The sequence below is a fragment of the Flavobacterium sp. C4GT6 genome, assembly GCF_036347315.1.
Lineage (GTDB): Bacteria > Bacteroidota > Bacteroidia > Flavobacteriales > Flavobacteriaceae > Flavobacterium.
The window spans coordinates 133,894-156,338 of sequence record NZ_JAZGZU010000005.1 but is presented as its reverse complement, the minus strand read 5'-3'; the positions used below and the strand labels follow the sequence as shown (position 1 = coordinate 156,338).

The 22,445-nt window shown below is 38.6% G+C and carries 18 protein-coding genes and 2 tRNA genes; 12 read left to right on the top strand and 8 right to left on the bottom strand.

The features are described 5' to 3' along the window. Positions 1 to 27: 27 nt before the first annotated feature. The 3 genes from V3Z67_RS08380 to V3Z67_RS08370 all read left to right on the top strand — a co-directional run bounded on the left by V3Z67_RS08380 (position 28) and on the right by V3Z67_RS08370 (position 6,232). The gene (locus V3Z67_RS08380) at positions 28 to 2,796 is read left to right on the top strand and encodes a T9SS type B sorting domain-containing protein (RefSeq protein WP_330442868.1); all 2,769 of its coding nucleotides are present in this window, start codon (positions 28 to 30) and stop codon (positions 2,794 to 2,796) included. A 56-nt stretch (positions 2,797 to 2,852) separates the two neighbouring features. Then, entirely contained in the window at positions 2,853 to 5,348 is a 2,496-nt protein-coding gene (locus V3Z67_RS08375; protein ID WP_330442867.1) for a T9SS type B sorting domain-containing protein, read from the top strand. 65 nt (positions 5,349 to 5,413) lie between these two features. Then, positions 5,414 to 6,232 carry a hypothetical protein gene (locus tag V3Z67_RS08370; RefSeq protein ID WP_330442866.1) on the top strand — a complete coding sequence of 273 codons (819 nt, stop codon included), beginning with the start codon at positions 5,414 to 5,416 and terminating at the stop codon, positions 6,230 to 6,232. Positions 6,233 to 6,272: 40 nt separating this feature from the next. Here the strand turns inward: V3Z67_RS08370 and typA are convergent, their stop codons facing one another. Then, entirely contained in the window at positions 6,273 to 8,072 is a 1,800-nt protein-coding gene (gene typA / locus V3Z67_RS08365; RefSeq protein ID WP_330442865.1) for a translational GTPase TypA, read from the bottom strand. Positions 8,073 to 8,270: 198 nt separating this feature from the next. Between typA and V3Z67_RS08360 the strand changes: the two genes are divergently transcribed. Next, the gene (locus tag V3Z67_RS08360) at positions 8,271 to 9,320 is read left to right on the top strand and encodes an endonuclease/exonuclease/phosphatase family protein (protein WP_330442864.1); all 1,050 of its coding nucleotides are present in this window, start codon (positions 8,271 to 8,273) and stop codon (positions 9,318 to 9,320) included. A gap of 62 nt (positions 9,321 to 9,382) precedes the next feature. On the opposite strand, the gene rpsT is transcribed toward V3Z67_RS08360, so the two are convergent. From rpsT to proS, 4 genes are all read right to left on the bottom strand, one after another. After that, the gene (rpsT, locus tag V3Z67_RS08355) at positions 9,383 to 9,634 is read right to left on the bottom strand and encodes a 30S ribosomal protein S20 (RefSeq protein WP_035132483.1); all 252 of its coding nucleotides are present in this window, start codon (positions 9,632 to 9,634) and stop codon (positions 9,383 to 9,385) included. A gap of 35 nt (positions 9,635 to 9,669) precedes the next feature. Continuing rightward, positions 9,670 to 9,741 (bottom strand) — tRNA-Glu (locus tag V3Z67_RS08350). A gap of 76 nt (positions 9,742 to 9,817) precedes the next feature. After that, positions 9,818 to 9,889: transfer RNA gene (locus tag V3Z67_RS08345), tRNA-Glu, on the bottom strand. Positions 9,890 to 9,970: 81 nt separating this feature from the next. Next, positions 9,971 to 11,446, bottom strand: coding sequence for a proline--tRNA ligase (proS, locus tag V3Z67_RS08340; RefSeq protein WP_330442863.1), 1,476 nt, complete (start codon positions 11,444 to 11,446; stop codon positions 9,971 to 9,973). A gap of 105 nt (positions 11,447 to 11,551) precedes the next feature. Between proS and V3Z67_RS08335 the strand changes: the two genes are divergently transcribed. The 4 genes from V3Z67_RS08335 to V3Z67_RS08320 all read left to right on the top strand — a co-directional run bounded on the left by V3Z67_RS08335 (position 11,552) and on the right by V3Z67_RS08320 (position 16,229). Beyond that, entirely contained in the window at positions 11,552 to 12,670 is a 1,119-nt protein-coding gene (locus V3Z67_RS08335) for a hypothetical protein (RefSeq protein WP_330442862.1), read from the top strand. A 56-nt stretch (positions 12,671 to 12,726) separates the two neighbouring features. Further along, positions 12,727 to 14,223 carry an OmpP1/FadL family transporter gene (locus tag V3Z67_RS08330; protein ID WP_330442861.1) on the top strand — a complete coding sequence of 499 codons (1,497 nt, stop codon included), beginning with the start codon at positions 12,727 to 12,729 and terminating at the stop codon, positions 14,221 to 14,223. A gap of 142 nt (positions 14,224 to 14,365) precedes the next feature. Beyond that, complete coding sequence (gene rimO / locus V3Z67_RS08325) at positions 14,366 to 15,694, top strand: 30S ribosomal protein S12 methylthiotransferase RimO (RefSeq protein WP_330442860.1); 1,329 nt, start codon at positions 14,366 to 14,368, stop codon at positions 15,692 to 15,694. Between the two features lie 85 nt (positions 15,695 to 15,779). Further along, entirely contained in the window at positions 15,780 to 16,229 is a 450-nt protein-coding gene (locus V3Z67_RS08320) for a hypothetical protein (RefSeq protein ID WP_330442859.1), read from the top strand. 16 nt (positions 16,230 to 16,245) lie between these two features. Here V3Z67_RS08320 and V3Z67_RS08315 read toward each other — a convergent pair whose 3' ends face one another. Beyond that, positions 16,246 to 18,459: a B12-binding domain-containing radical SAM protein gene (locus V3Z67_RS08315; RefSeq protein ID WP_330442858.1), complete on the bottom strand. Its 2,214-nt coding sequence runs from the start codon at positions 18,457 to 18,459 to the stop codon at positions 16,246 to 16,248. A gap of 98 nt (positions 18,460 to 18,557) precedes the next feature. Between V3Z67_RS08315 and V3Z67_RS08310 the strand changes: the two genes are divergently transcribed. The 4 genes from V3Z67_RS08310 to V3Z67_RS08295 all read left to right on the top strand — a co-directional run bounded on the left by V3Z67_RS08310 (position 18,558) and on the right by V3Z67_RS08295 (position 21,643). Next, on the top strand, positions 18,558 to 19,037 hold the full coding sequence (locus V3Z67_RS08310; RefSeq protein ID WP_330442857.1) for a hypothetical protein: 480 nt from the start codon (positions 18,558 to 18,560) through the stop codon (positions 19,035 to 19,037). Positions 19,038 to 19,039: 2 nt separating this feature from the next. After that, positions 19,040 to 19,390, top strand: a complete 351-nt coding sequence (locus V3Z67_RS08305; protein ID WP_035132470.1) for a hypothetical protein — start codon at positions 19,040 to 19,042, stop codon at positions 19,388 to 19,390. 167 nt (positions 19,391 to 19,557) lie between these two features. Further along, a complete protein-coding gene (gene bshC / locus V3Z67_RS08300) occupies positions 19,558 to 21,147 on the top strand; it encodes a bacillithiol biosynthesis cysteine-adding enzyme BshC (protein ID WP_330442856.1) in 1,590 nt (529 codons plus the stop codon). A 76-nt stretch (positions 21,148 to 21,223) separates the two neighbouring features. Beyond that, a complete protein-coding gene (locus V3Z67_RS08295; protein ID WP_035132464.1) occupies positions 21,224 to 21,643 on the top strand; it encodes a nucleoside-diphosphate kinase in 420 nt (139 codons plus the stop codon). Between the two features lie 55 nt (positions 21,644 to 21,698). On the opposite strand, the gene V3Z67_RS08290 is transcribed toward V3Z67_RS08295, so the two are convergent. Both V3Z67_RS08290 and V3Z67_RS08285 read right to left on the bottom strand, forming a co-directional pair. Next, entirely contained in the window at positions 21,699 to 21,995 is a 297-nt protein-coding gene (locus tag V3Z67_RS08290) for a DUF721 domain-containing protein (RefSeq protein WP_330442855.1), read from the bottom strand. Then, the gene (locus V3Z67_RS08285) at positions 21,995 to 22,417 is read right to left on the bottom strand and encodes a hypothetical protein (protein ID WP_330442854.1); all 423 of its coding nucleotides are present in this window, start codon (positions 22,415 to 22,417) and stop codon (positions 21,995 to 21,997) included. Before V3Z67_RS08285 ends, V3Z67_RS08290 begins: the two co-directional genes overlap by 1 nt. Positions 22,418 to 22,445 lie beyond the last annotated feature (28 nt).

Below are 22,445 nucleotides of genomic sequence, written 5' to 3'. Positions count from 1 at the left end.
ATTTACAAAAACCTTAACATTGCTGCTGTGAAATTGAGATTTATATATTTATTACTCCTTTTTTTTAATATTTCTGTTTGGGGACAAAGTGACTGCCCCGAAGCCATAATTGTTTGTGGCGGTATGGATTATTATGGGCTTAGTGCAGGAGGAGTAGGTAATATAGTAGAACTAAGTACTGCTACTAACGATTGTCATAGTGAAGAGCACTTTAGTGTTTGGTTTAAAATCCAGATAAAAGACGGCGGTACACTGGGTTTTGTACTTACTCCCGAAGAAATAGATGATCTTGTTGTTGATTTTGATTTTTGGCTTTTTGGACCTAATCTTGAATGCGGTAACCTTGGCGATCCTATAAGGTGTTCTACCACTAACCCATTACAGGCAGGCCTTGATTACAATACAACCGGAATGAACGAAACCGAGATTGACGTATCTGAAGGTCCTAGTTCAGACGGAAACGGATTCATACAATGGGTCGATGTTGAAGATGATGAAATTTATTACTTAGTGGTAGACAGACCACACGGTTTTAGTAACTTCTCTATAGAATGGACTGGTACAGCCACTTTTCATGAAGTACCTTATTTTGACAACCCAAACGACATTCCGCTTGGGTTAACCCAGTGTGATGGTGATGACGGAGTGTATGACCAAATGGCTGTTTTTGATCTTACCGTATATCAGGATATGTTTATAGGTACACAAACCGATGTTGAGCTTACCTATCATATCAGTATGAATGATATGATTACAGGAGAAAATCCCATGACTAATCCGCAATCGTTTACATGTGGTACTCCTGTAACAACAGTATATCTTAGAATGACAAATCCGGTTACGGGGTGTTATGATATACAAACCTTTAATCTTGATATACCTGTTATTAGCGGAGATGCTGAAGACATTACACTTTGTGACGATAATCAAAACGGTATACGGGAGTTTGACCTCACGGTTAACGATGCCGGTATTATTGGTAATACCCCTAATGCTTCTGTAAGTTATTATACCTCTATGCAGGATGCCGAAAATGACATAGGAGCAATTGGTCCTTTATATGAAAACACCACTCCCTATGAAAGTGAAACAATATGGGCAAGACTGGAAAAAGTCGACGAAAACTGCTTTGACCTGATTCCTTTTACCATAAGCGTTTATAACTTTGAAATTCCGCCTATACCTATTAATCTTTGTGATAGTGACGGTACTGATGACGGACTCACCACCTTTAATCTTACTATAAATGAAGAGTCTTTTTCGGGCAATACTCCAAATACTTCTTTCACCTACTATGCTTCGGGTTCTGATGTACTAAATGATAATCCTATAAGCAATCCTACAAGTTATTTCAGCACAGCTAATCCGCAAATGATATATGTGAGGATGACCAATAACGACACCGGGTGTTATACTACACAGGCTTTTTCCATAGGTACATCAACAGTAAGCCCCGGAACTCCGCAAAATCTTGCTATGTGTGATGATAACCAAAACGGAATACAACAGTTTGATCTTTCTGTAAATGATTCCTTAGTACAGGATGGAGATACTTCAACCGAGATAACCTATTACAATTCGCAGGAAGACGCTGTTAATGCTACGAATGCACTTAATTTACCTTATCAAAACCAGCAGCCATATACCGATGAGACTATTTGGGTAAGAATGGAAAGAAGCAACGATAGTGAGTGTTTCAGCATAACATCTTTTACGATTAGTATACTCAACCTTCCGGTTTTCAATAATCCTAACGATATATTATTAGACCTTAGTCAGTGTGATGATGATGGTATAGACGACCAGTCGAACGCGTTTGACCTTACCGTTCACGAAGAAATGTTTACGGGACAGCAAACCAATTTGGCATATTACTATTATGCCAGTATAGACGATTTTAACTCGGGAAATGCAATTGTCAATCCGCAGGCTTATGCCAATATTACCAATCCGCAAACAATCTATACGCAAATCTATAATACGGAAACAGGTTGTTACAGTCCGTTGCAAAACTTCACTATCGAAATCATCAACCCTATTGTAGCAGGCGAACCTGCCGATTTATGGCAGTGTGACCTTCACATGAACGGTTTACAGCTATTCATACTAAGCGTTAATGATGAGCTTATAGCAAATGGCGAATCTAACAGGGAGGTTACTTATTACCCTTCACTCCAGGATGCTCAAAATGAAACTAATCCCTTAAACGATGTACATCAAAATAGTGTGCCCTACACAGGTCAAACCATTTGGGCGAGGCTTGAAAGCACCAATGGCTGTTTGGGGTACGACATTACATCGTTTACCATAAGTGTCGCACAACTACCGGTAATAGACTACTCCATAAGAATTGAAGACTTTACTCAATATGATAATTCCATCGCTATTGATATTCCGAACTGGGAAGATTTTGAATACTCTATGGATGGGGAAAACTATACCGATATACCTTATTTTGGGAGTCTCCCTCCGGGGTTATACGAAGTATACATACGATCAAAAGACGGCTGTAAAACAGAGCAGGAAGATGTGGTACTTTTAAACTATCCTAAATACTTTACACCAAACGGAGATGGTATTAACGAAACCTGGCAGGTGTACTTTATTTACTTCCTCCCAAAATCAAAAATCTCCATTTTTGACCGTTACGGCAAACTGGTTAGTAGTTTTTGGGGAGACAGTATAGGCTGGGATGGTATGTATAACGGAGAAGCTCTTCCATCAACTGATTATTGGTTTTTACTTGAATTAGAAGACGGAAGGAACATCAAAGGGCATTTTGCCATGGTTAGGTAATTTTTTTTTGTAATTTTATAAAACCTTTAACGTTAATCCGTTATATGGGCTATGCTATGAAAAAAATTACCTTACTATTACTTTTATTTCTATCATTAAATGCTTTTGCCCAAAAAGAAGCTAACTACTGGTACTTTGGCAACAATGCCGGTTTGCACTTTTTAGACAACGGTACAGTACAAACCCTCACTGACGGACAAATGACAACCAATGAAGGTTGTAGTTCCATATCAGATGAGCTGGGCAACTTACTTTTTTACACTGATGGCCGTACCGTTTGGGATCGTAACCATGTCATTATGCCTAATGCAAATTATCTTGCCGGCACAGGGTTATTAGGAGATCCTTCCAGTACACAATCGGGCATTATAGTACCAAAGGCAGACGACCCTGATATCTATTATATTTTTACGGTTGATGAACCCCATCATGAAAATGCTGCTACCTACCCTAACCCTTTTCCCGGGCCTTATCAGGATGGTAGTAATATACCGGCATCTGACGACGGATTAAACAATGGTTTCAATTACTCTATAGTAGACCTTTCGGTAACGGGAGATAATGGCAGCATAGGCGATGTTACAACCAGAAACGTACATTTAGTTACTTATGACGATACTAATATTGAAGAACTAAAATACAAATGTTCTGAAAAAATTACTGCCGTAAAAAATGCCGAAGGAACCGGATACTGGGTTATAACCCATTTTATAAATAAGTTTTACGCCTTTTTTATAGATAGTAACGGGGTAAACGAAACTCCGGTAATAAGTGAGCTAGCCCCTGTAATCCCTACATCCGGTTATCGTCGAAACGCAATAGGATGTTTAAAGGTATCTCCTACAGGAAATAAACTTGCCATAGCACATACGCAGTCAGGAACTCAAACCGGAGGAACAGAGTCAAACGGTATGGTATACCTGTATGATTTTAATAACACTACAGGGGTAGTTTCAAATCCATTATTGATAAAAGAAAATGGATCGCCCTATGGAGTTGAGTTCTCTCCGTCGGGCAAAAAACTTTATGCATCTTATGATGCAGCAAATGTTATTAGCGGAATTTATCAGTATAATCTTGAAGCGGCTGATATTCCAGGCTCAGAAATTTTTATTTCAGACACTCCGCAATCAGGAACGCTTCAGTTAGGGCCTAATGGTAAAATATACAGAGCAGTGGTGGCATCACAAAATCTTGATGTGATAAACAACCCCGAAGAAACAGGTGTAGCCTGTGGTTACCAAACTAATGCCGTTACTTTACCTGCAGGTACCGAATGTTTTTTTGGACTTCCGCCTTTTATAACCTCTTACTTTTTTGCAAGCATTGAGGTTGAAAATACCTGCTTGGGTGAAGCTTCAGAATTCACTCTTCTTGTATCCAATGAGTTTGACTCCATATCCTGGGATTTTGGCGATGGTTCTCCTACTTCAGCCGACACAATACCAACGCACACATACACCAGTCCCGGCACATATAATGTAGTTGCTACCATAACTTATGCAGGGGAAGATTTTACTTTTTCACAAAATGTTACTATAGCAGCCATTCCGGTTGCTAATGATGCCCCTAACCTAACCCTTTGTGATATTAGTGACGACGGCACCGAAAACTTTGTTTTAAGCAACAACACCGAAATAATACTAGGAGATCAAAACCCTAATAATTATGAGGTAACTTATTACGATTCATTAGAAAATGCCCAAAATGCAAACCTCCCGGTTAATCCAAATAGTTTCAGTAACAGTAGTGACCCTCAAATAATATATGCGCGTGTGCAAAACACAAGTAACACCAGTTGTTATGCTATAACATCATTTATGGTAAGTACTATGGCTATACCAGCTATTAATACCGCTAATGAAGAAAGAATATGCGCTAACTCTAACAGCTACATAACACTTAGCTCAGGCATTACAAGCTCACAATACACCTACGAATGGTCTACCGGAGAAACGACTCCTGTAATACATGTAAATCGTTCGGGTACTTATGCTGTTACCCTAACCAACGAGAACGGCTGTAAAAAAACTCAGGTTATAACGGTAACACCTTCTGATGTTGCTCAAATAGAAAGTGTAGATGTAGTTGATCTTGTAGACAATAACACGGTAACTGTATATGTTACACCTACAGGAGGTGTTAATACTACCTACGAATACAGCATAGATATGCCTAACGGTCCGTTTCAGGAATCTAACTTTTTCGAAAGGGTACAACCAGGGGTACATACCGTTTATGTTTCCGACGTAAACGGATGTGGTACCGTGTTTAAACAATTCTCTGTTCTTTCTATCCCAAAATTCTTTACTCCAAACGGAGATGGTGTTCACGACACCTGGGACATTATAGGTATGAATTTAAAGTTCTATCAAAATAGTACCATATTTATTTATGACAGGTATGGTAAACTATTAGCCAGTATAGACCCTAAAAGTAAAGGATGGGACGGCACCTATAATGGTGAACCGTTACCTTCAACAGACTATTGGTATGTGGTTACCCTTGATGACGGAAGGGTTGTTAAAGGACATTTTAGTATGATAAGGTAATACTTACAATTATTTTAATTATAATTTTATCTTTGACTAAAACAAATTTAATCAACCATAACCTTATGAAAAAATTATTAGCACTGTTTAGTGTTGTTACCCTTATTACAGCTTGTTCCAAAGATGACCTATCATCTAACCTAACTGAAGTTGTTGTACAAAAATACAGTAACGGTAATCGAACAGAAATAGCACATTATTCTTATTCTGATGGAAAAATCACTCAAATAATGCATTACAACAATAGTAACTTTCGCATCGGAAAAACAAAATACGAGTATTATTCAAACGGAAGCCTTCTTAGAATCACTAAAACCGGTACTGATAATTTTACACCTATTTATTCTTATGAATATATTTATGATGAACATGAGAGAATCGCGTTTAAAAAATATCGAGGAAGCCAATCATACAATACTGATTACACTTATAACAACGACAATACAATCTCAGCTCTACGAATGGTCAATGGTGGAGGAGAATCAACAGCAACATTTTACTTAAACAGTGACAATCTTATATACAAACAAGTATCAAATTTAGAAGAATATACTATTACGTATAATGGTCAAAATCCCACATTAACTACAAACGGAAGTAATACTATACTTTATGAATATGATGAGTTTCATAATAGGTTATTATTAAACGACAGAAATAAAAACAACCTGTACTTAAGCAATAATATTTTAATGGCTGACAATATTCTTGATGACATAGATTCAATTACCGATAAATATTTAACAAAAATAACTGTTGAAAGCGGACCAATATCATCTGTAAAAAAATATGATTATATATTTAACGATATAGGATTACCAACAAACAGAAAAGAATATCACAATGATATTCTGATAGAAGAAACAGAGTATATATACCAATAAAAAAAGCCCCGCATTTGCGGGGCTTTACTTTTATATATCATTAAGCGATTTTAAAACGCTTTCTGTCATTTTCATTCAGGTAGATTTTACGTAAACGTAAGCTCTTAGGCGTTACTTCTACATACTCATCTTTCTGGATGTACTCAAGTGCCTCCTCAAGAGAGAATTTGATAGCAGGGATAATTCTTGCTTTATCATCTGCACCGGATGAACGAACGTTAGTAAGCTTTTTGGTTTTAGTCACGTTTACAACCATATCGTCTCCACGAGAGTTCTCACCAATAACCTGACCTTCATAAATATCTTCGTTAGGATCTACGAAGAATTTACCACGCTCCTGTAATTTATCAATAGAGTAAGGAATAGCCTTACCGTTTTCCATAGAGATAAGAGAACCGTTAATACGTCCCGGTATATCTCCTTTAAACGGTTGGTACTCTAAGAAACGGTGTGACATAATCGCCTCACCCGCAGTAGCAGTAAGCAACTGGTTTCTTAAACCTATAATACCACGTGAAGGAATGATAAATTTAACAATCATACGTTCACCTTTTGGCTCCATACTAATCATCTCACCTTTACGAACAGTTACAAACTCAACTGCACGTCCTGAAAGGTTTTCCGGTAAGTCGATAGTAAGTTCCTCAACCGGCTCACATTTAACACCGTCAATTTCTTTGATGATAACCTGTGGCTGACCGATTTGAAGCTCATAACCCTCTCTTCTCATCGTTTCGATAAGTACAGATAAGTGAAGTACACCACGACCAAATACCATAAACTTATCAGCACTGTCGGTTTCATTCACTCTAAGAGCAAGGTTTTTCTCAAGCTCCTTGTTTAATCTTTCTTTAATGTGCCTAGAAGTAACAAATTTACCCTCTTTACCAAAGAATGGCGAATCGTTAATAGTGAAAAGCATACTCATTGTAGGCTCATCAATTGCAATTGTTGCAAGAGCTTCAGGATTTTCAAAATCAGCAACAGTATCACCAATCTCAAAACCTTCAAGACCTACAAGTGCACAAATATCTCCTGCTTCTACTCTGTCTACTTTTTTACGGCCAAGACCTTCAAAAGTATGTAATTCTTTTATTTTTGATTTCACTACTTTTCCATCACGCTTAACAAGAGATATGTTCATACCTTCTGTTAGGTTACCTCTTTGAAGACGACCGATAGCGATACGTCCTGTAAAGCTTGAAAAGTCAAGTGAAGTAATAAGCAATTGCGGAGTACCTTCTGATACTTTTGGAGCAGGTATGTGCTCAATAACCATATCAAGAAGTGGCTCTATATTTTCTGTTTTGTTTTTCCAGTCAGTACTCATCCAGTTTTGCTTAGCAGAACCGTATACTGAAGGGAAGTCAAGCTGCCATTCTTCTGCACCAAGTTCAAACATAAGATCGAATACTTTTTCGTGAACCTCATCAGGAGTACAGTTTTCCTTATCTACCTTATTGATAACCACACAAGGCTTAAGGCCAAGATCAATCGCTTTTTGAAGTACAAAACGTGTTTGCGGCATAGGTCCTTCAAAGGCGTCTACTAAAAGAAGTACGCCGTCGGCCATATTAAGTACACGCTCTACCTCACCGCCAAAGTCGGCGTGACCAGGGGTATCGATAATGTTAATCTTAGTTCCCTTGTAATTAACCGATACGTTTTTAGAAGTAATGGTAATACCTCTCTCACGTTCCAGGTCGTTGTTATCAAGTATCAGGTCGCCCGTGTTCTCGTTTTCACGGAATAACTGGCAATGGTACATAATTTTGTCAACCAGCGTAGTCTTACCGTGGTCAACGTGAGCAATAATTGCAATGTTTCTTATAGACGCCATTTTTATTTTTTTGAAGGTGCAAAGGTACACTTTATTTTGATATAAAAAACACTAAAAACGAGACACTTAAGATTGTCATAATCTTTATAACACCCAAAATTAACATAGTTAAATTACAATTAACAGTCCTCTTATTACAAAAGCAAATAAGTATATTTGAAGAAGCTCAGTGTTTTAACATAACTTATCGCATAATAAATGAATGCTTTTTTAATAATTTTTACAGTCTTAATTATCCTCTTCACCATTATACCACTTATAAGAAATGATTACTGGACTTTCAGGGTTTTTGATTATCCGCGGCTGCAAAAGCTAACTCTTTCTGTTATCTGCATTATCCTAATTATATTTTATTATGATAGCCCGGTAATAGAATATGCAATTATACTTTCTATAATATCTCTTAATATTATTTACCTGCTTTATCATATATTACCGTTTACACCTCTTTCAAAAAAACAGATGCTTACAGCCAAACGCACAGACAAAGCTAATACTATAAATATAGTGATTGCAAACGTATATCAGGAAAACCGTAATGCAAGGGGATGCCTTACAGAAATAAAAAATGCAGATCCTGATATTGTACTACTTATAGAAACCGATAATTTTTGGGCTGATGCTACATTGCAGTTAAAAGAAACTTATCCTTACAACAGACTTCTACCGCTTGAAAACACATATGGAATGATTTTATACTCAAAACTGGAGCTTAAAAATACTGAAGTAAAATATATGGTTGAGGATGATATACCCTCTATACACACCAAAGTAATATTACAAAGCGGTGAAGAAATTCAGTTATACGCACTGCACCCTACACCACCAGTACCTAACGAAAACGTGCAATCTACCGAAAGGGATAAGGAACTTTTGCTTGCAGCAGATTTATGCAAAAAGAGTAAACTTCCGGTAATTGTAATGGGTGATCTAAATGATGTAGCATGGAGCTATACTACAAAACTGTTTTTAAAAATGAGTGGTATGCTGGACCCAAGGATAGGGAGAGGTTTCTTTAACACCTTCCATGCACACTACCCTTTTATGCGGTTTCCTTTAGACCATGCATTTGCGTCTCCGCACTTTAAATTTGTATATATGAAACGACTTAATAACTGCGGTTCAGATCATTTCCCTATAAATGTAAGCCTACAGTTTGACAAAGAAGCGCAGTTTAAACAACATGGTGAAAAACCTGACAGCGATGATATAGCTGAAGCTAATGAAAAGAAACAAAAAACAACATAGCAAAAAAAGCTCCCGTTGTCGGGAGCTTTAATTTTATATCTTAACAAGCAGTTATTCTTTTATTAAAGAGCTGCTACGTGTCTAGTTAGCTTTGATTTTAAGTTTGAAGCTTTGTTAGCGTGAATGATATTTTTCTTAGCTAATTTATCAATCATTGAAATAACAGTAGATAATTTTCCTGAAGCTTCATTCTTATCTGTAGCTATACGTATTGCTTTAATAGCATTACGAGTAGTTTTGTGTTGATACTTGTTCAACACTCTTTTCTTTTCGTTGCTTCTGATTCTTTTTAAAGCTGACTTGTGATTTGCCATTTTGTTAACTTAAATATCTTGTTATATAAAATTTGTAGTCCGTAGGGGAATCGAACCCCTGTTACCAGGATGAAAACCTGGCGTCCTAACCCCTAGACGAACGGACCATTGTTTGTTACTCTGAAGTCCTTTTTTTGGATTATTCTCAGTAAATCAGTAAATAAATTTAGAACTTCAATTTTGTAGTCCGTAGGGGAATCGAACCCCTGTTACCAGGATGAAAACCTGGCGTCCTAACCCCTAGACGAACGGACCGTTTTGTTTCGTTATTGCGGTTGCAAATGTACAACTATTTTTCATTTACGCAATAGCTGAAACAAAAATTTTTATTTTTTTTTAATATGCCTTAGCAAACAGCACTCGTCCCTTTGATGGCGCGCCTGTAAGTACACATTTACCCTCCTCTTCTACCCTATCAAGAGCTATACATCTGATTGTAGCCTTAGTAAGGTCTTTTATCTTCTCTTCAGTCTCGCTTGTACCGTCCCAATGAGCCGCTACAAAACCACCTTTATTGTCTAAAATATCTTTAAATTCTTCAAAAGAATTTACTTCGGTAATATGCGAATTTCTGTAATCAAGAGCTTTATTAAACAGTTCAGACTGGATTTTTTCCAGCAGGTCCTGTATGTAATTTACGATATCATCCTTAGCGACTACCTCTTTAGTAAGGGTATCACGACGGGCAACCTCAAAAGTTCCGTTCTCAAGGTCTTTTGGCCCCATAGCGATTCTTACAGGTACGCCCTTAAGTTCATACTCGTTAAACTTCCATCCTGGCTTGTGCGTAGTCCTGTCGTCAAACTTAACAGATATATTCAGCTTTCTTAGTTTAGCAACAAGTGTATTTACTTCCTCGCTAATTTCGGCAAGCTGTTCGTCTGTTTTATGTATCGGTACAATCACAACCTGTATAGGTGCAAGGTTTGGCGGCAATACAAGCCCGTTATCATCACTATGCGTCATTACAAGCGCTCCCATTAAACGGGTAGATACCCCCCATGATGTAGCCCAAACATAATCCTGCTTCCCTTCCTGATTAGCAAACTTCACGTCAAAAGCCTTAGCAAAGTTTTGACCAAGGAAGTGCGAAGTACCTGCCTGTAATGCTTTACCATCCTGCATAAGCGCTTCAATACAGTAAGTCTCCTCTGCACCGGCAAAACGCTCGTTAGCAGTTTTAACTCCTTTCACTACCGGTATCGCCATAAAGTTCTCAGCAAAGTCAGCATACACGTTCATCATTTGTTCTGCCTCGGCTATTGCCTCCGCTTTTGTAGCATGGGCAGTGTGCCCTTCCTGCCATAAAAACTCTGCAGTTCTTAAAAACAAACGCGTTCTCATTTCCCAACGCACTACGTTAGCCCACTGGTTAACAAGTATAGGCAGGTCACGGTACGATTGTACCCATTTCCTGTAGGTATCCCATATAATGGTTTCAGAAGTAGGTCTTACAATAAGCTCTTCTTCCAGCTTAGCATCAGGATCTACTTCTATTGTTTTTCCGTCTTCACCGGTTTTCAGCCTGTAATGAGTAACCACTGCACATTCTTTAGCAAAGCCATCTACATGGCTTGCCTCCTTACTAAAGTAAGACTTGGGTATAAATAAGGGGAAATAAGCGTTTTGATGTCCGGTTTCTTTGAACTTCTTATCCAATTCTGCCTGCATTTTTTCCCAAATTGCATAGCCGTATGGTTTTATTACCATACATCCCCTAACCCCTGAATTTTCAGCAAGGTCTGCTTTTACAACCAGTTCATTATACCATTTGGAATAATCTTCTGACCGTTTAGTTAAATTCTTACTCATTTCTAATAAATTGGCACAAATATTGTTTTTATAAATATATTACTAATTATGTTTGGCAAAACTAACTATTTTTGTGTAGTCCAACAATAAAAAAAATGCAGCGTTATGAAAACTAACTACTTTACATTACGTCAAATCTCCTTATACTCTGTATTGGGACTTCTGGCGATAACTGCATCGTCGTGCAGTTCGTACCAGAACAACTCATCATACAACGACGGCATTTACGGATCTGTACCACGAGACAGCAACAATAACCCTGTGTACACTTACAACGACGGTAACGTACAGCAATACAGGGATGGAGAAGTTTCTGGTCAAAATATGAATTACCAGGGATATTTCAGTTCTCTTGAAGACGAATTCCCTATATACGATGAGCAAAATGACGCTTATTATGATAACGACACCGTTGTTAGTGTTACTAATTACAACAGCAATTACAACGGAAACTCTTATGCAGGATGGGGCGAAAACCCAAGCGATATAACCGTTAACTATTACGGTGGCGGATATGGCGGTTACTACAACAACTGGTATAACCCTTGGTGGGGTTATGGCGGATGGGGTGGCCCGGGATGGAGCATAGGCCTTGGATGGAACTCTTGGGGCGGTTGGAATGTTGGCCTTGGATGGGGCTGGGGTTACGGCGGCGGATGGGGATACCCATACTACGGCGGTGGCTGGGGTTCTCCATACTACGGTTGGGGAGGCTATAATAACTGGTACTACTACCCTTACGGACACTCATACTACTACAACCATAACGGTTACTACAATAACAGAGGCAGATCTAACGCTTCTTATGGCGGTAACAGAAGTATAATTGCAGGAAGAAGCCCATATAGCGGAAGAAGTAACGTATCTGGCAGAAGCAATGTTTCAGGTAGAAGTAATGTTTCAGGACGCAACTACACTCCCGGAAGAGGTACTACACAATCAAGAAACAGCGCTACAGTAAGAAGCAGAGGAAATGCTTCCGACAGAAGCTCTTACTACAACAACTCCTCAAGAACAAGAAGTACAAGAAACTACACTCCTTCCACAAACTCAAGAAATAATAGTAACAACAGCTATACACCTTCTACAAGAACAAGATCAAGTTCACCTAGCAGATCGTACAGCCCATCTCCTTCCAGAAGTTCTGGTGGCGGATTTGGCGGCGGAAGATCCGGTGGCGGAGGTGGAAGATCCGGCGGCGGTGGCGGCGGAAGAAGAGGCTAATTACTACACAATACATAGCCCCGTGGTAACGCGGGGCTTAAAAAAACCACTACACTATGAAAAGATATTTATTTATAGCTGCTTTTTCACTAACAGCAGCAGCACTACACGCGCAACAAAACCTTAATACTCCCGAAGATGCTGTAAGATATGCGACCGGAAATCTAAACGGTACAGCACGTTTCAGAGCAATGAGTGGTGCATTTGGAGCACTGGGAGGAGACATGTCTGCCATTAATGTAAACCCTGCGGGTTCGGCTGTTTTCAATTATAATACAGCTACCATATCGCTTACCAATTACAACATCAGGAACAAATCTGATTACTTTGGTACAGGAACTAAAGATAACGACAGCTCACTGGAATTAAACCAGCTGGGAGCTGTTTTTGTATACAACAACACTAAAGAAAATGCTACAGTTAAAAAGTTTGCCATAGCATTTAACTACGAGAATACCGATAATCTGGATAACAGTTTCTTTTCTGCCGGATACAACCCAAACAATTCTATAGACCAGTACTTTTTACGCTACGCTAACGGTATTGGCAACGAAGGCGGAATTTATTTAAGCACACTAAACAATTCTTACTATGAAGATTTAAGCTTTATAGACCAACAGGCTTTTTTAGGATATAACGCTTATATGTTTAATCCGGATACCTCGTCGCCAGACAATACTACCTATTCCAGCAATGTACCGGCAGGACCTTATTATAACGAAAACAGCATTTCTACAAGAGGATATAATGGTAAGGTAGCCTTTAACTTTGCAATGCAAATTCAAAACTGGCTTTACCTTGGCGCTAACCTTAATGCACATTTTACCGATTATATTAAAACATCATCACTGTATGAAGATTATGCCAATCCGACCACTGGGCTAGAAGCGGTTCGTTTTAACAACAGACGATATACCTATGGCGGAGGTTTCTCTTTTAACGTAGGTGCCATTGCTAAGGCTACCGAATCACTTCGCTTTGGTTTAGCTTATGAATCGCCAACATGGTACAGATTACAGGATGAGATAACTCAAAACATAATTGCCCGCAATAACGGAAGCAATATTGTTACCGATCCCGGAATAACATTTATTCTTGACGATTACGGATTAAAAACTCCGGGCAAATACACAGGTAGTTTAGCTTACATATTTGGCGGATCGGGGTTAATAAGTTTTGATTACTCCCTTAAAGATTACAGCCAAACAAAATATACCAGCAGTGGTTATGGCTCTATAAACAGCGAACTGGAAAACAGCCTTGACACAGCAAGCGAATTTCGTGTAGGTGCTGAGTACCGCATTAAATTCCTTAGCCTAAGGGGTGGTTACCGCTATGAGCAAAGTCCGTATAAAAACGGCTATACCGTAGGCGACCTTACAGGATGGTCTGCCGGTTTAGGTTTTGCTTTCAACAATTCAAGACTTGATCTTGCTTATTCTTATTTTGAAAGAAAATCAAACGCACCGTTACTAACTGCAGCTCTTACCGATTCGGCAAGGATAAACAGCAGTAATAATAACGTAACGCTGTCTTACACGCTTGACTTATAATTTCATCTTGCTTTATACTGAAAAAACCGTCTCTTTTTATAAAGGGCGGTTTTTTTATTACTGCTCCCTCATATAAATTTTAACGCTATATACTCCTGTTTATCAATAAAAAGCGTAATTTTGCACTCCAATTTTCAAATACATGAGAACCAAATCGTTAAAGAAAAATAAAATCAATGTAATAACCCTGGGCTGTTCTAAAAACGTTTATGACAGCGAAGTGCTTATGGGCCAGCTTAAAGCAAGTGGCAAAGATGTTACCCACGAAGCTCCGGCTGAAGAGGAAGGAAACATCATTGTAATAAACACCTGTGGTTTTATTGATAATGCAAAAGAGGAATCGGTTAACATGATCCTTAATTATGCTGACAAGAAGGAACAGGGAATTGTAGACAAAGTTTTTGTTACAGGATGCCTTTCTGAACGATATAAGCCTGATTTGATGAAGGAAATTCCTAATATCGACCAGTATTTTGGTACAACCGAACTACCATTACTGCTTAAAGCATTAGGAGCCGACTATAAACACGAACTTCTGGGGGAACGCTTAACCACTACCCCAAAAAACTACGCTTACCTTAAAATTGCCGAAGGCTGTGACCGCCCGTGCAGTTTTTGTGCTATCCCTTTAATGAGGGGCAAACACGTTTCCCAACCTATTGAAAAATTGGTTAAGGAAGCCGAAGGTTTAGCTAAAAACGGAGTTAAAGAACTTATACTTATTGCTCAGGATCTTACTTACTACGGTCTTGATCTTTATAAAAAACGTAACCTTGCCGAATTACTTGAAAACCTTGCTAAGGTTGAAGGTATAGAATGGATAAGATTACACTATGCTTTCCCTAGCGGATTCCCTATGGATGTACTGGAGCTAATGAAACGCGAACCTAAAATATGTAATTACATAGATATTCCGCTTCAGCATATTAGCGACAATGTATTAAAGTCAATGCGCCGTGGCACTACCTATGAGAAGACTACTAAGCTACTTAGAGACTTTAGGGAAATGGTACCGGGAATGGCTATCAGGACTACCCTTATTGTAGGATATCCGGGAGAAACCGAAGAGGACTTCCAGATACTTAAAAACTGGGTAGAGGAAATGCGTTTTGAGCGTTTAGGCTGCTTTACTTATTCTCATGAGGAAAACACCCACGCTTACCTTCTTGAAGATGATGTTCCTGCCGATGTAAAACAACAGCGCGCTAACGAGATCATGGAGTTACAATCTCAAATTTCGTGGGAACTTAACCAGGAAAAAATCGGTCAGGTATACCGTTGTATTATTGACCGTAAAGAAGGAAACTATTTTATTGGAAGAACCGAGTTTGACAGCCCTGATGTAGATAACGAAGTACTTATTGACGCTACCGTTACCTACCTTAAAACAGGAGAGTTTGTTGATATAAAAATTACCGACGCTACAGAGTTTGACCTGTATGGCGCTCCGGCAAATACAACTGCCGAATAATACCTTAAAAGCTAAAGTTCAACAACTTTAGCTTTTTTTGTTTAAAAAATGATTAAGTTTGAATTTCTTTAAAAGCAATACAGTTATGAAATATTTTAAGCTTTTGGTTTTTGCCTTCCTTCTTTTGTCTGGATATGAGTCTATGGCGCAATATGGTTATGGCAGTTACTACGATCCTTATTATGGTTCAGGCTACAGGCCGGGTGTAGACAGAAGGATAGATACCCAAAGAAACAAAAAAAGCATCAGGAAGAATAAGGATGAGAAACCTAAAGACATATCAGTGCTAATGTCTGACTATTTAGCTAAGGAGCTTAAACTGGACGATTTCCAAAAAGCCGCAGTTAAATCAGTTTATGATGAGCGTAAGGATGAAATACTTGCTCTTTCACAAAATCAGGCTGACACCAGAGATGTTATAACTGATAAATTCAGGATAATAAGTGAAGAAATAGATAAGGAGATTTTCCCTTTACTTTCTGAAGAACAAAAAACAGCTTATCAAAAAATTATAGACGAACGTAATAAGGAATAATCAATTCTACTATAACTTACAATACAAGAAGCCCATATTCACGTAAAGTGTTTACGGGTTTACTATACCAAAACAGTTCAAAATCGTCCATTCCTTCAGCCTCATAACTTTGTTTCACCTGCTGGAAACCCATTACCTTATTTTCCGGATTAGCAGTAATTTGGGCTAGTAATTTAACCAACCACTCCCCCTGCTCACGGTTTACCTGTATGCTATAACTTTCCTTTTTATCATGAAAGGTTAGTGAGGCGGTTTCAAAAGTTCTTCCTTTTTTATTTTTGGTAAAGTAAGACACCGTAGGCTTACCCCCTATCCATACTACTTTTGCAGTAGGCTTAACGGTAAACGTATCATCTTCATGAAGTACGTTATATATATAATCCTCACTCACCTTAGTACGCGGCACTTTAAACTCGAACCAGTCCTGTAACGGATAGTCAAAACAAATGCCGTGCATAAAATTGAACAGTGACTTTTTTAGTCCGTAACTAAACTTATCGTGGTTAGCTCCTGTTTTATCAATATGTACAATATCGTTATTGGCAAAAGCTCCTATTGCTTCGGTTTCCTTTAGCACACCAAACTTTTCGGGATACATACCTACAGGGCTATGAGCCGTCATGGCAAACTGATGCCAAAAGCCCGACTGTAATATACCCAGTTCAAACATCTGCCTTACCATTTCAAGCGAATCGATAGTTTCCTGAGCCGTTTGTGTAGGGAAACCATACATAAGGTAAGCGTGTACCATAATACCGGCTTCGGTAAAGTTGCGTGTAACTCTTGCTACCTGTGCTACAGTAACTCCTTTTTGGATAAGTTCTAGCAATCTGTCAGAAGCCACTTCAAGTCCGCCCGAAACCGCTATACAGCCCGATGCTTTTAGCAGTCGGCATAAATCAGCCGTAAAGCTTTTTTCAAAACGGATGTTAGTCCACCAAGTAACAGCCAGTTTACGACGGATAATTTCCAGTGCCAGTTCACGCATCAATGCCGGCGGTGCGGCTTCGTCCACAAAATGAAAACCGTTTTGCCCAGTTTGCTCTACCAGTTCTTCCATACGGTCTACCAGCAGTTTAGCAGCAATAGGTTCGTATATCTTTATATAATCTAACGATATGTCACAAAAAGTACATTTACCCCAATAGCAACCGTGTGCCATGGTAAGCTTATTCCACCTGCCATCACTCCACATGCGGTGCATAGGGTTTACAATCTCGATAACCGAAATGTAATCGTCCAGTAATAAATCAGAATAATCAGGAGTACCAACCTCACTTTGCTTGTAGTCCCTGCATCCTGAATTATCTATATAAGTAACCTTACCTTCAATTAAAGTAAAAGTACGCTTCAGTTGATTTACATCTCTTTTCCCTTCAAGATGCTCCACAAGACATTCCACCGGAGCTTCCCCGTCATCAAGAGTAATAAAATCAAAAAACTCCATTACTCGGGCATCAGTAAGTGACCGGAGTTCGGTATTTGGAAAACCACCTCCCATACTCACCTTTGCATCAGGAAATATCTTTTTGATATACTGTGCACTCCTAAAAGCTGAATACAAATTCCCTGGGAAAGGCACCGAAAAACCAACCAGCATTGGGTTAGAGTCCCGCATACGCTCGTGTAGTAAATCTATAAGCAGTTCGTCAATATAAGTATAAGGCTGTTGCAGGCTCTCGTAAAGCTCATCAAACGAATTAGCCGAACGTCCCAGTCGTTCTGCATAATGGCTAAACCCAAAATGAGGGTCTATACAATCTACAATCAGGTCAGATATATCTTCAAGATAAAGAGTCGCAAGGTGCTTAGCCTTATCCTGAGTACCCATACTACCAAAAGCCCAGTCAAGTTCCTCAAGCTGTGCAAAGCGCGACGCCTCGGGCAGGAAATCTTCCTGACATATAAGATGGGAAAGCGTAGGGTTTTTCCCTTGCAGGAACAGCATTACCGCATCAATGGTTTTAAGGTACTCGTCTTTAAGCGCAATAATACGTTCTGAATTAGCAGACGGTTGCAGGTTCCCAGCATCCAGCCCCTCCTCTATACGGGTAAAAAGATTTGCCAGTCCCTGTTTTGAGAAAAGTTTTAATATCACTTCAATACCTAAATCGGCCTGAACACAGCTAATACCTTTAGTATTAAGGAATCCCTTAAGGTATGCCGTAGCCGGATAAGGCGTATTAAGCTGGGTAAAAGGTGGTGTTATTAATAATACTTTAGTACTCAAAACAGTAATGGTTTAGCCTGCAAAAGTAGGAGATATTTTTGGTTTTTTATTTTTATTACACTCTCTAATTTAAGTATATTTACTCAAACCAACCGCAAATGAAAACCATGTTATTACAATCCCGACTCAAAATACAGTCGTTACTTATCCTTTTTGCACTAAGTCTCTCGTTCAGCTCCTGCAAAGTACAGCTTGTAGCTCCCTATGATGACGGAATGGTACAACAGATTGAAACCACCGCAAAAGAGATAGACCGATTTTACCTGATTATGCTTGAAGTTACAGCAGAAGAAGAAAACGGAAGGGCTTACCAAATATTCCAGGAGCAGTACATTAACTTTGAAGTCGAGTTGAACTCCTTACTAACCAAAAACAAGGTAAAGCCGGTTAACGAACACTCTGCAAGGATATGTGAAATCACACTACAGCTATGGAGGAAATACAAAGCCGAACACAAAGAGCAGGACTATTTAAGTGACGGTGAAATAAAACTGAATCGTAAAACCTTTGATGACCTGTTCTTCGCTATGCTTTCGGCTGAAAAAGGAAAACAAATTGCAAACAATCCACCCGAATAAAAATGACAAACTTACAAACCAACGACCCTATATTTGACATCAACGAAGTATTGGCTCAAATGCTGGGCACCGTTAAAGATACGGTAACAGACAACTGGGAAGAAGTAAAATCAGTAGCTAACGAGTTTTTAAACCGACGCAAGGAAAGGTTGGAGCTTTTAGCAGAACTTACCCTTACAGGCGACCTTCCTATAGAAAAACTCAAATCAAGACTGGAAGATGAAAAACTTGTTTTTGAAGCCGAACTGCATGCTATAGCCATAATATCTAAAGCCATAGCGCAAAAAGCGGCTAATGCTGCACTGGACGTACTTTATAATGCCATCAAAAAAATATTTGAGATTAAATTGTAATATAACGAATAGCTTTGACAGCTATAAATTTAATGGTGAATATTTTAAAAAAGTTAACTAATAAAACAGCCTATCATTATCACTTTGTCTCTTCCATAACTGGCATAATCAACAATACAGTTTGTATTTCTTTTTTCCCTAACTTTACAGGAAAATAAATTACTACAATGCCGTCAGACTGTATTAGCTTCCAAAGTTCAGGATATTTTACCCCGCTTATTACCGATTACCTTAACCAAAAAGAAAACCTGAAGCCGTTATACAACCGCTTCCCTACCCTGCAAAACTTTAAGCAGCAAATACAGGAAAAACAGCAAAACTACAGTAGTGATTCACGCAGTGTTTTATTCAATGCTTTAGAAAAACAATATGCAGGCTTCAATACTACCGAAGCCACAAAACACAACCTTGATTTACTAAAACAGGAAAACACCTTTACCATAACCACGGGCCACCAGCTAAACCTGTTTACGGGTCCGCTTTACTTTCTATACAAAATTGTAAGCACCATAAACCTTAGCAAACAGCTTAGCGAAACCTACCCTGAGTACAACTTTGTACCGGTATACTGGATGGCTACCGAGGATCATGACTTTGACGAAATAAACTACTTTAACTTTAAGGATAAAAAAATAAGCTGGAACAGGGAAAGCACAGGTCCGGTAGGGAGATTATCTACCTTGGGACTTGAAGCTGTGTTAGAGGTTTTTGAAAAAGAACTTGGCCCGGGCAACAACGCTGCATGGCTAAAAGAACTTTTTAGTGAAGCCTATATAAAACACAGCAATCTTGCCGATGCTACCCGATATCTGGCAAATGAAATATTCGGTAAAAACGGATTGGTAATTATTGACGGCGACAACGCTAACCTTAAAAGGCTGTTTACCCCTCATGTTAAAGAAGAACTTTTAAACCAGACATCGCACACTAAAGTAGCCGAAACAGCCGATAGCCTTAAAGATTATAACATACAGGTAAACCCAAGGGAAATAAACCTGTTTTATATAGAAGATAACATAAGGGAACGCATCATTTTACAGGATGGCGTTTACTATGTAAACAATACCGAAATTCAATTTAGCGAAACGCAAATACTGGCTTTACTGGAAACTAACCCGGAAAAGTTTAGCCCTAATGTAATTATGCGTCCGCTTTATGAAGAGGTAATACTGCCTAACCTATGCTACATAGGCGGGGGTGGAGAACTGGCTTACTGGCTGGAACTTAAATCCTACTTTGAGTCGGCTGGAGTTACTTTCCCTATGCTGTTATTGCGTAACTCGGTACTGATTGCTACCGAAAAGCAAGCCGAAAAACTGGATAAACTTAACCTGAGCTGGGCCGATGTGTTTATGAAACAGGATAATCTTGTAAATAAAAAAACGGTTGAGTTTTCAGAATTAAGCCTCGACTTTAATGAGCAAAGAGAATTTTTACAGCAACAGTTTGCCAAACTTCATGCTATGGCAACCAAAACAGATGCTACTTTTGGCGGAGCTGTAAAAGCACAGGAAACAAAACAGTTAAAAGGACTGGATAATTTAGAGAAAAAACTCCGCAGGGCAGAAAAACACAATCATGCCGATAAGCTGGAACGTATAACCGAAATACAAAACGAACTGTTCCCGAGCAGGAGCCTGCAGGAACGAAAAGCCAACTTCTCTCAGTTTTACCTGGAGTACGACGGTAAACTTATTGACAAACTGTTTGATAGTCTTAAACCTTTGGAACACAACTTTAATATTGTTGTACTGTAAAAAGTAAAAAACATTAATAATTTATTAAAGTTATTAATGTAAAAACTACTACTTTTGCACAAAATTTAAAAAGACTATGGCAACTAACAGGACATTTACAATGATTAAGCCGGATGCTGTTGAAAACGGACACATCGGTGGTATTTTATCTATGATAACTGAGGCTGGTTTCAGAATCGTTTCTCTGAAATTAACTCAACTTACTTTAGCTGATGCTCAGGCATTTTATGCAGTACACAAAGAAAGACCTTTCTTTGGTGAGCTTGTTGAGTTTATGACAAGAGGACCAATCGTAGCTGCTATCCTTGAGAAAGACAACGCTGTTGAAGATTTCAGAGCATTAATTGGTGCTACTAACCCAGCTGATGCTGCAGAAGGTACTATCCGTAAAAAATATGCTACTTCTGTTGGTGAAAATGCAGTTCACGGTTCAGACAGCGATGAGAACGCTGCTATCGAGAGCAACTTCCATTTTGCAGGAAGAGAGCAGTTCTAATAAATATCCTGAACTGACAACATAAAAAAAGCCGCTTATTAAGCGGCTTTTTTATTTATCTTAATACAACTTCCTTAATTATTTCCCTTCCCATTTCCTCATTAATCATTTTAACGATTTTTTCCTTACCATAGCTAAGCTCTTCCCTTAACACTGCCGATGTTAACTCTACATAAAGCGTAGTACCCTTCAGCATTATCTCACGGGTATAGTTATTTACACCATTACCCATAAGGTTTTTCCATGCATCCCTAACATCTATCTTATCCATACCCTTTTGCAGATTATTAGACTCAATAAACTGTTTAAGCACATCGCTTACCGAATTGTAATCGTTTAATCGTTTTGCCATTATTTCTTATTAGTAAAAGGTTTCTCTCTTTTATAATGATATTCTATATCCTGTTCATTTTTAACAACAAGCTTCTCCTCATTTACCTCAAGTATCTGCTCCTTCCACTCAGCATGCTCGGTTTTGTAGGCAATATAGGTTTTGTTGTCTTCTTCTGTAATAGTCATTTTCTCACGAAGACCATTAGTCCTGTAGCCCCCCTCTAGCAAAGGCATTACTTTTTGACGAAAACCTTCTTCACCACTCAGCATAAAAAAGTCAATTGTTGGGTTTACTTTATATTCCTTCTTCTCTCCGTCGGGCATTACAACTTCTTCAATTTCCCAGTAACCGTTTAATTTTTTTAAATCGTCCTTCTCAATTTTTTGCGAACATGATACAGCAGCAATCGCTACAAATAAAAAAAGGTATAATTTTTTCATGATTAGTTTTTAGTTATTAACAAGCAAA

What these genes read in the sequence shown, in the direction of transcription:
- V3Z67_RS08375 (WP_330442867.1), top strand. Translation starts at nt 2,853, where the DNA reads ATGAAAAAAATTACCTTACTATTACTTTTATTTCTATCATTAAATGCT.
- V3Z67_RS08370 (WP_330442866.1), top strand. Translation starts at nt 5,414, where the DNA reads ATGAAAAAATTATTAGCACTGTTTAGTGTTGTTACCCTTATTACAGCT.
- typA (WP_330442865.1), bottom strand. Translation starts at nt 8,072, where the DNA reads ATGGCGTCTATAAGAAACATTGCAATTATTGCTCACGTTGACCACGGT.
- V3Z67_RS08360 (WP_330442864.1), top strand. Translation starts at nt 8,271, where the DNA reads ATGAATGCTTTTTTAATAATTTTTACAGTCTTAATTATCCTCTTCACC.
- rpsT (WP_035132483.1), bottom strand. Translation starts at nt 9,634, where the DNA reads ATGGCAAATCACAAGTCAGCTTTAAAAAGAATCAGAAGCAACGAAAAG.
- proS (WP_330442863.1), bottom strand. Translation starts at nt 11,446, where the DNA reads ATGAGTAAGAATTTAACTAAACGGTCAGAAGATTATTCCAAATGGTAT.
- V3Z67_RS08335 (WP_330442862.1), top strand. Translation starts at nt 11,552, where the DNA reads ATGAAAACTAACTACTTTACATTACGTCAAATCTCCTTATACTCTGTA.
- V3Z67_RS08330 (WP_330442861.1), top strand. Translation starts at nt 12,727, where the DNA reads ATGAAAAGATATTTATTTATAGCTGCTTTTTCACTAACAGCAGCAGCA.
- rimO (WP_330442860.1), top strand. Translation starts at nt 14,366, where the DNA reads ATGAGAACCAAATCGTTAAAGAAAAATAAAATCAATGTAATAACCCTG.
- V3Z67_RS08320 (WP_330442859.1), top strand. Translation starts at nt 15,780, where the DNA reads ATGAAATATTTTAAGCTTTTGGTTTTTGCCTTCCTTCTTTTGTCTGGA.
- V3Z67_RS08310 (WP_330442857.1), top strand. Translation starts at nt 18,558, where the DNA reads ATGAAAACCATGTTATTACAATCCCGACTCAAAATACAGTCGTTACTT.
- V3Z67_RS08305 (WP_035132470.1), top strand. Translation starts at nt 19,040, where the DNA reads ATGACAAACTTACAAACCAACGACCCTATATTTGACATCAACGAAGTA.
- bshC (WP_330442856.1), top strand. Translation starts at nt 19,558, where the DNA reads ATGCCGTCAGACTGTATTAGCTTCCAAAGTTCAGGATATTTTACCCCG.
- V3Z67_RS08295 (WP_035132464.1), top strand. Translation starts at nt 21,224, where the DNA reads ATGGCAACTAACAGGACATTTACAATGATTAAGCCGGATGCTGTTGAA.
- V3Z67_RS08290 (WP_330442855.1), bottom strand. Translation starts at nt 21,995, where the DNA reads ATGGCAAAACGATTAAACGATTACAATTCGGTAAGCGATGTGCTTAAA.
- V3Z67_RS08285 (WP_330442854.1), bottom strand. Translation starts at nt 22,417, where the DNA reads ATGAAAAAATTATACCTTTTTTTATTTGTAGCGATTGCTGCTGTATCA.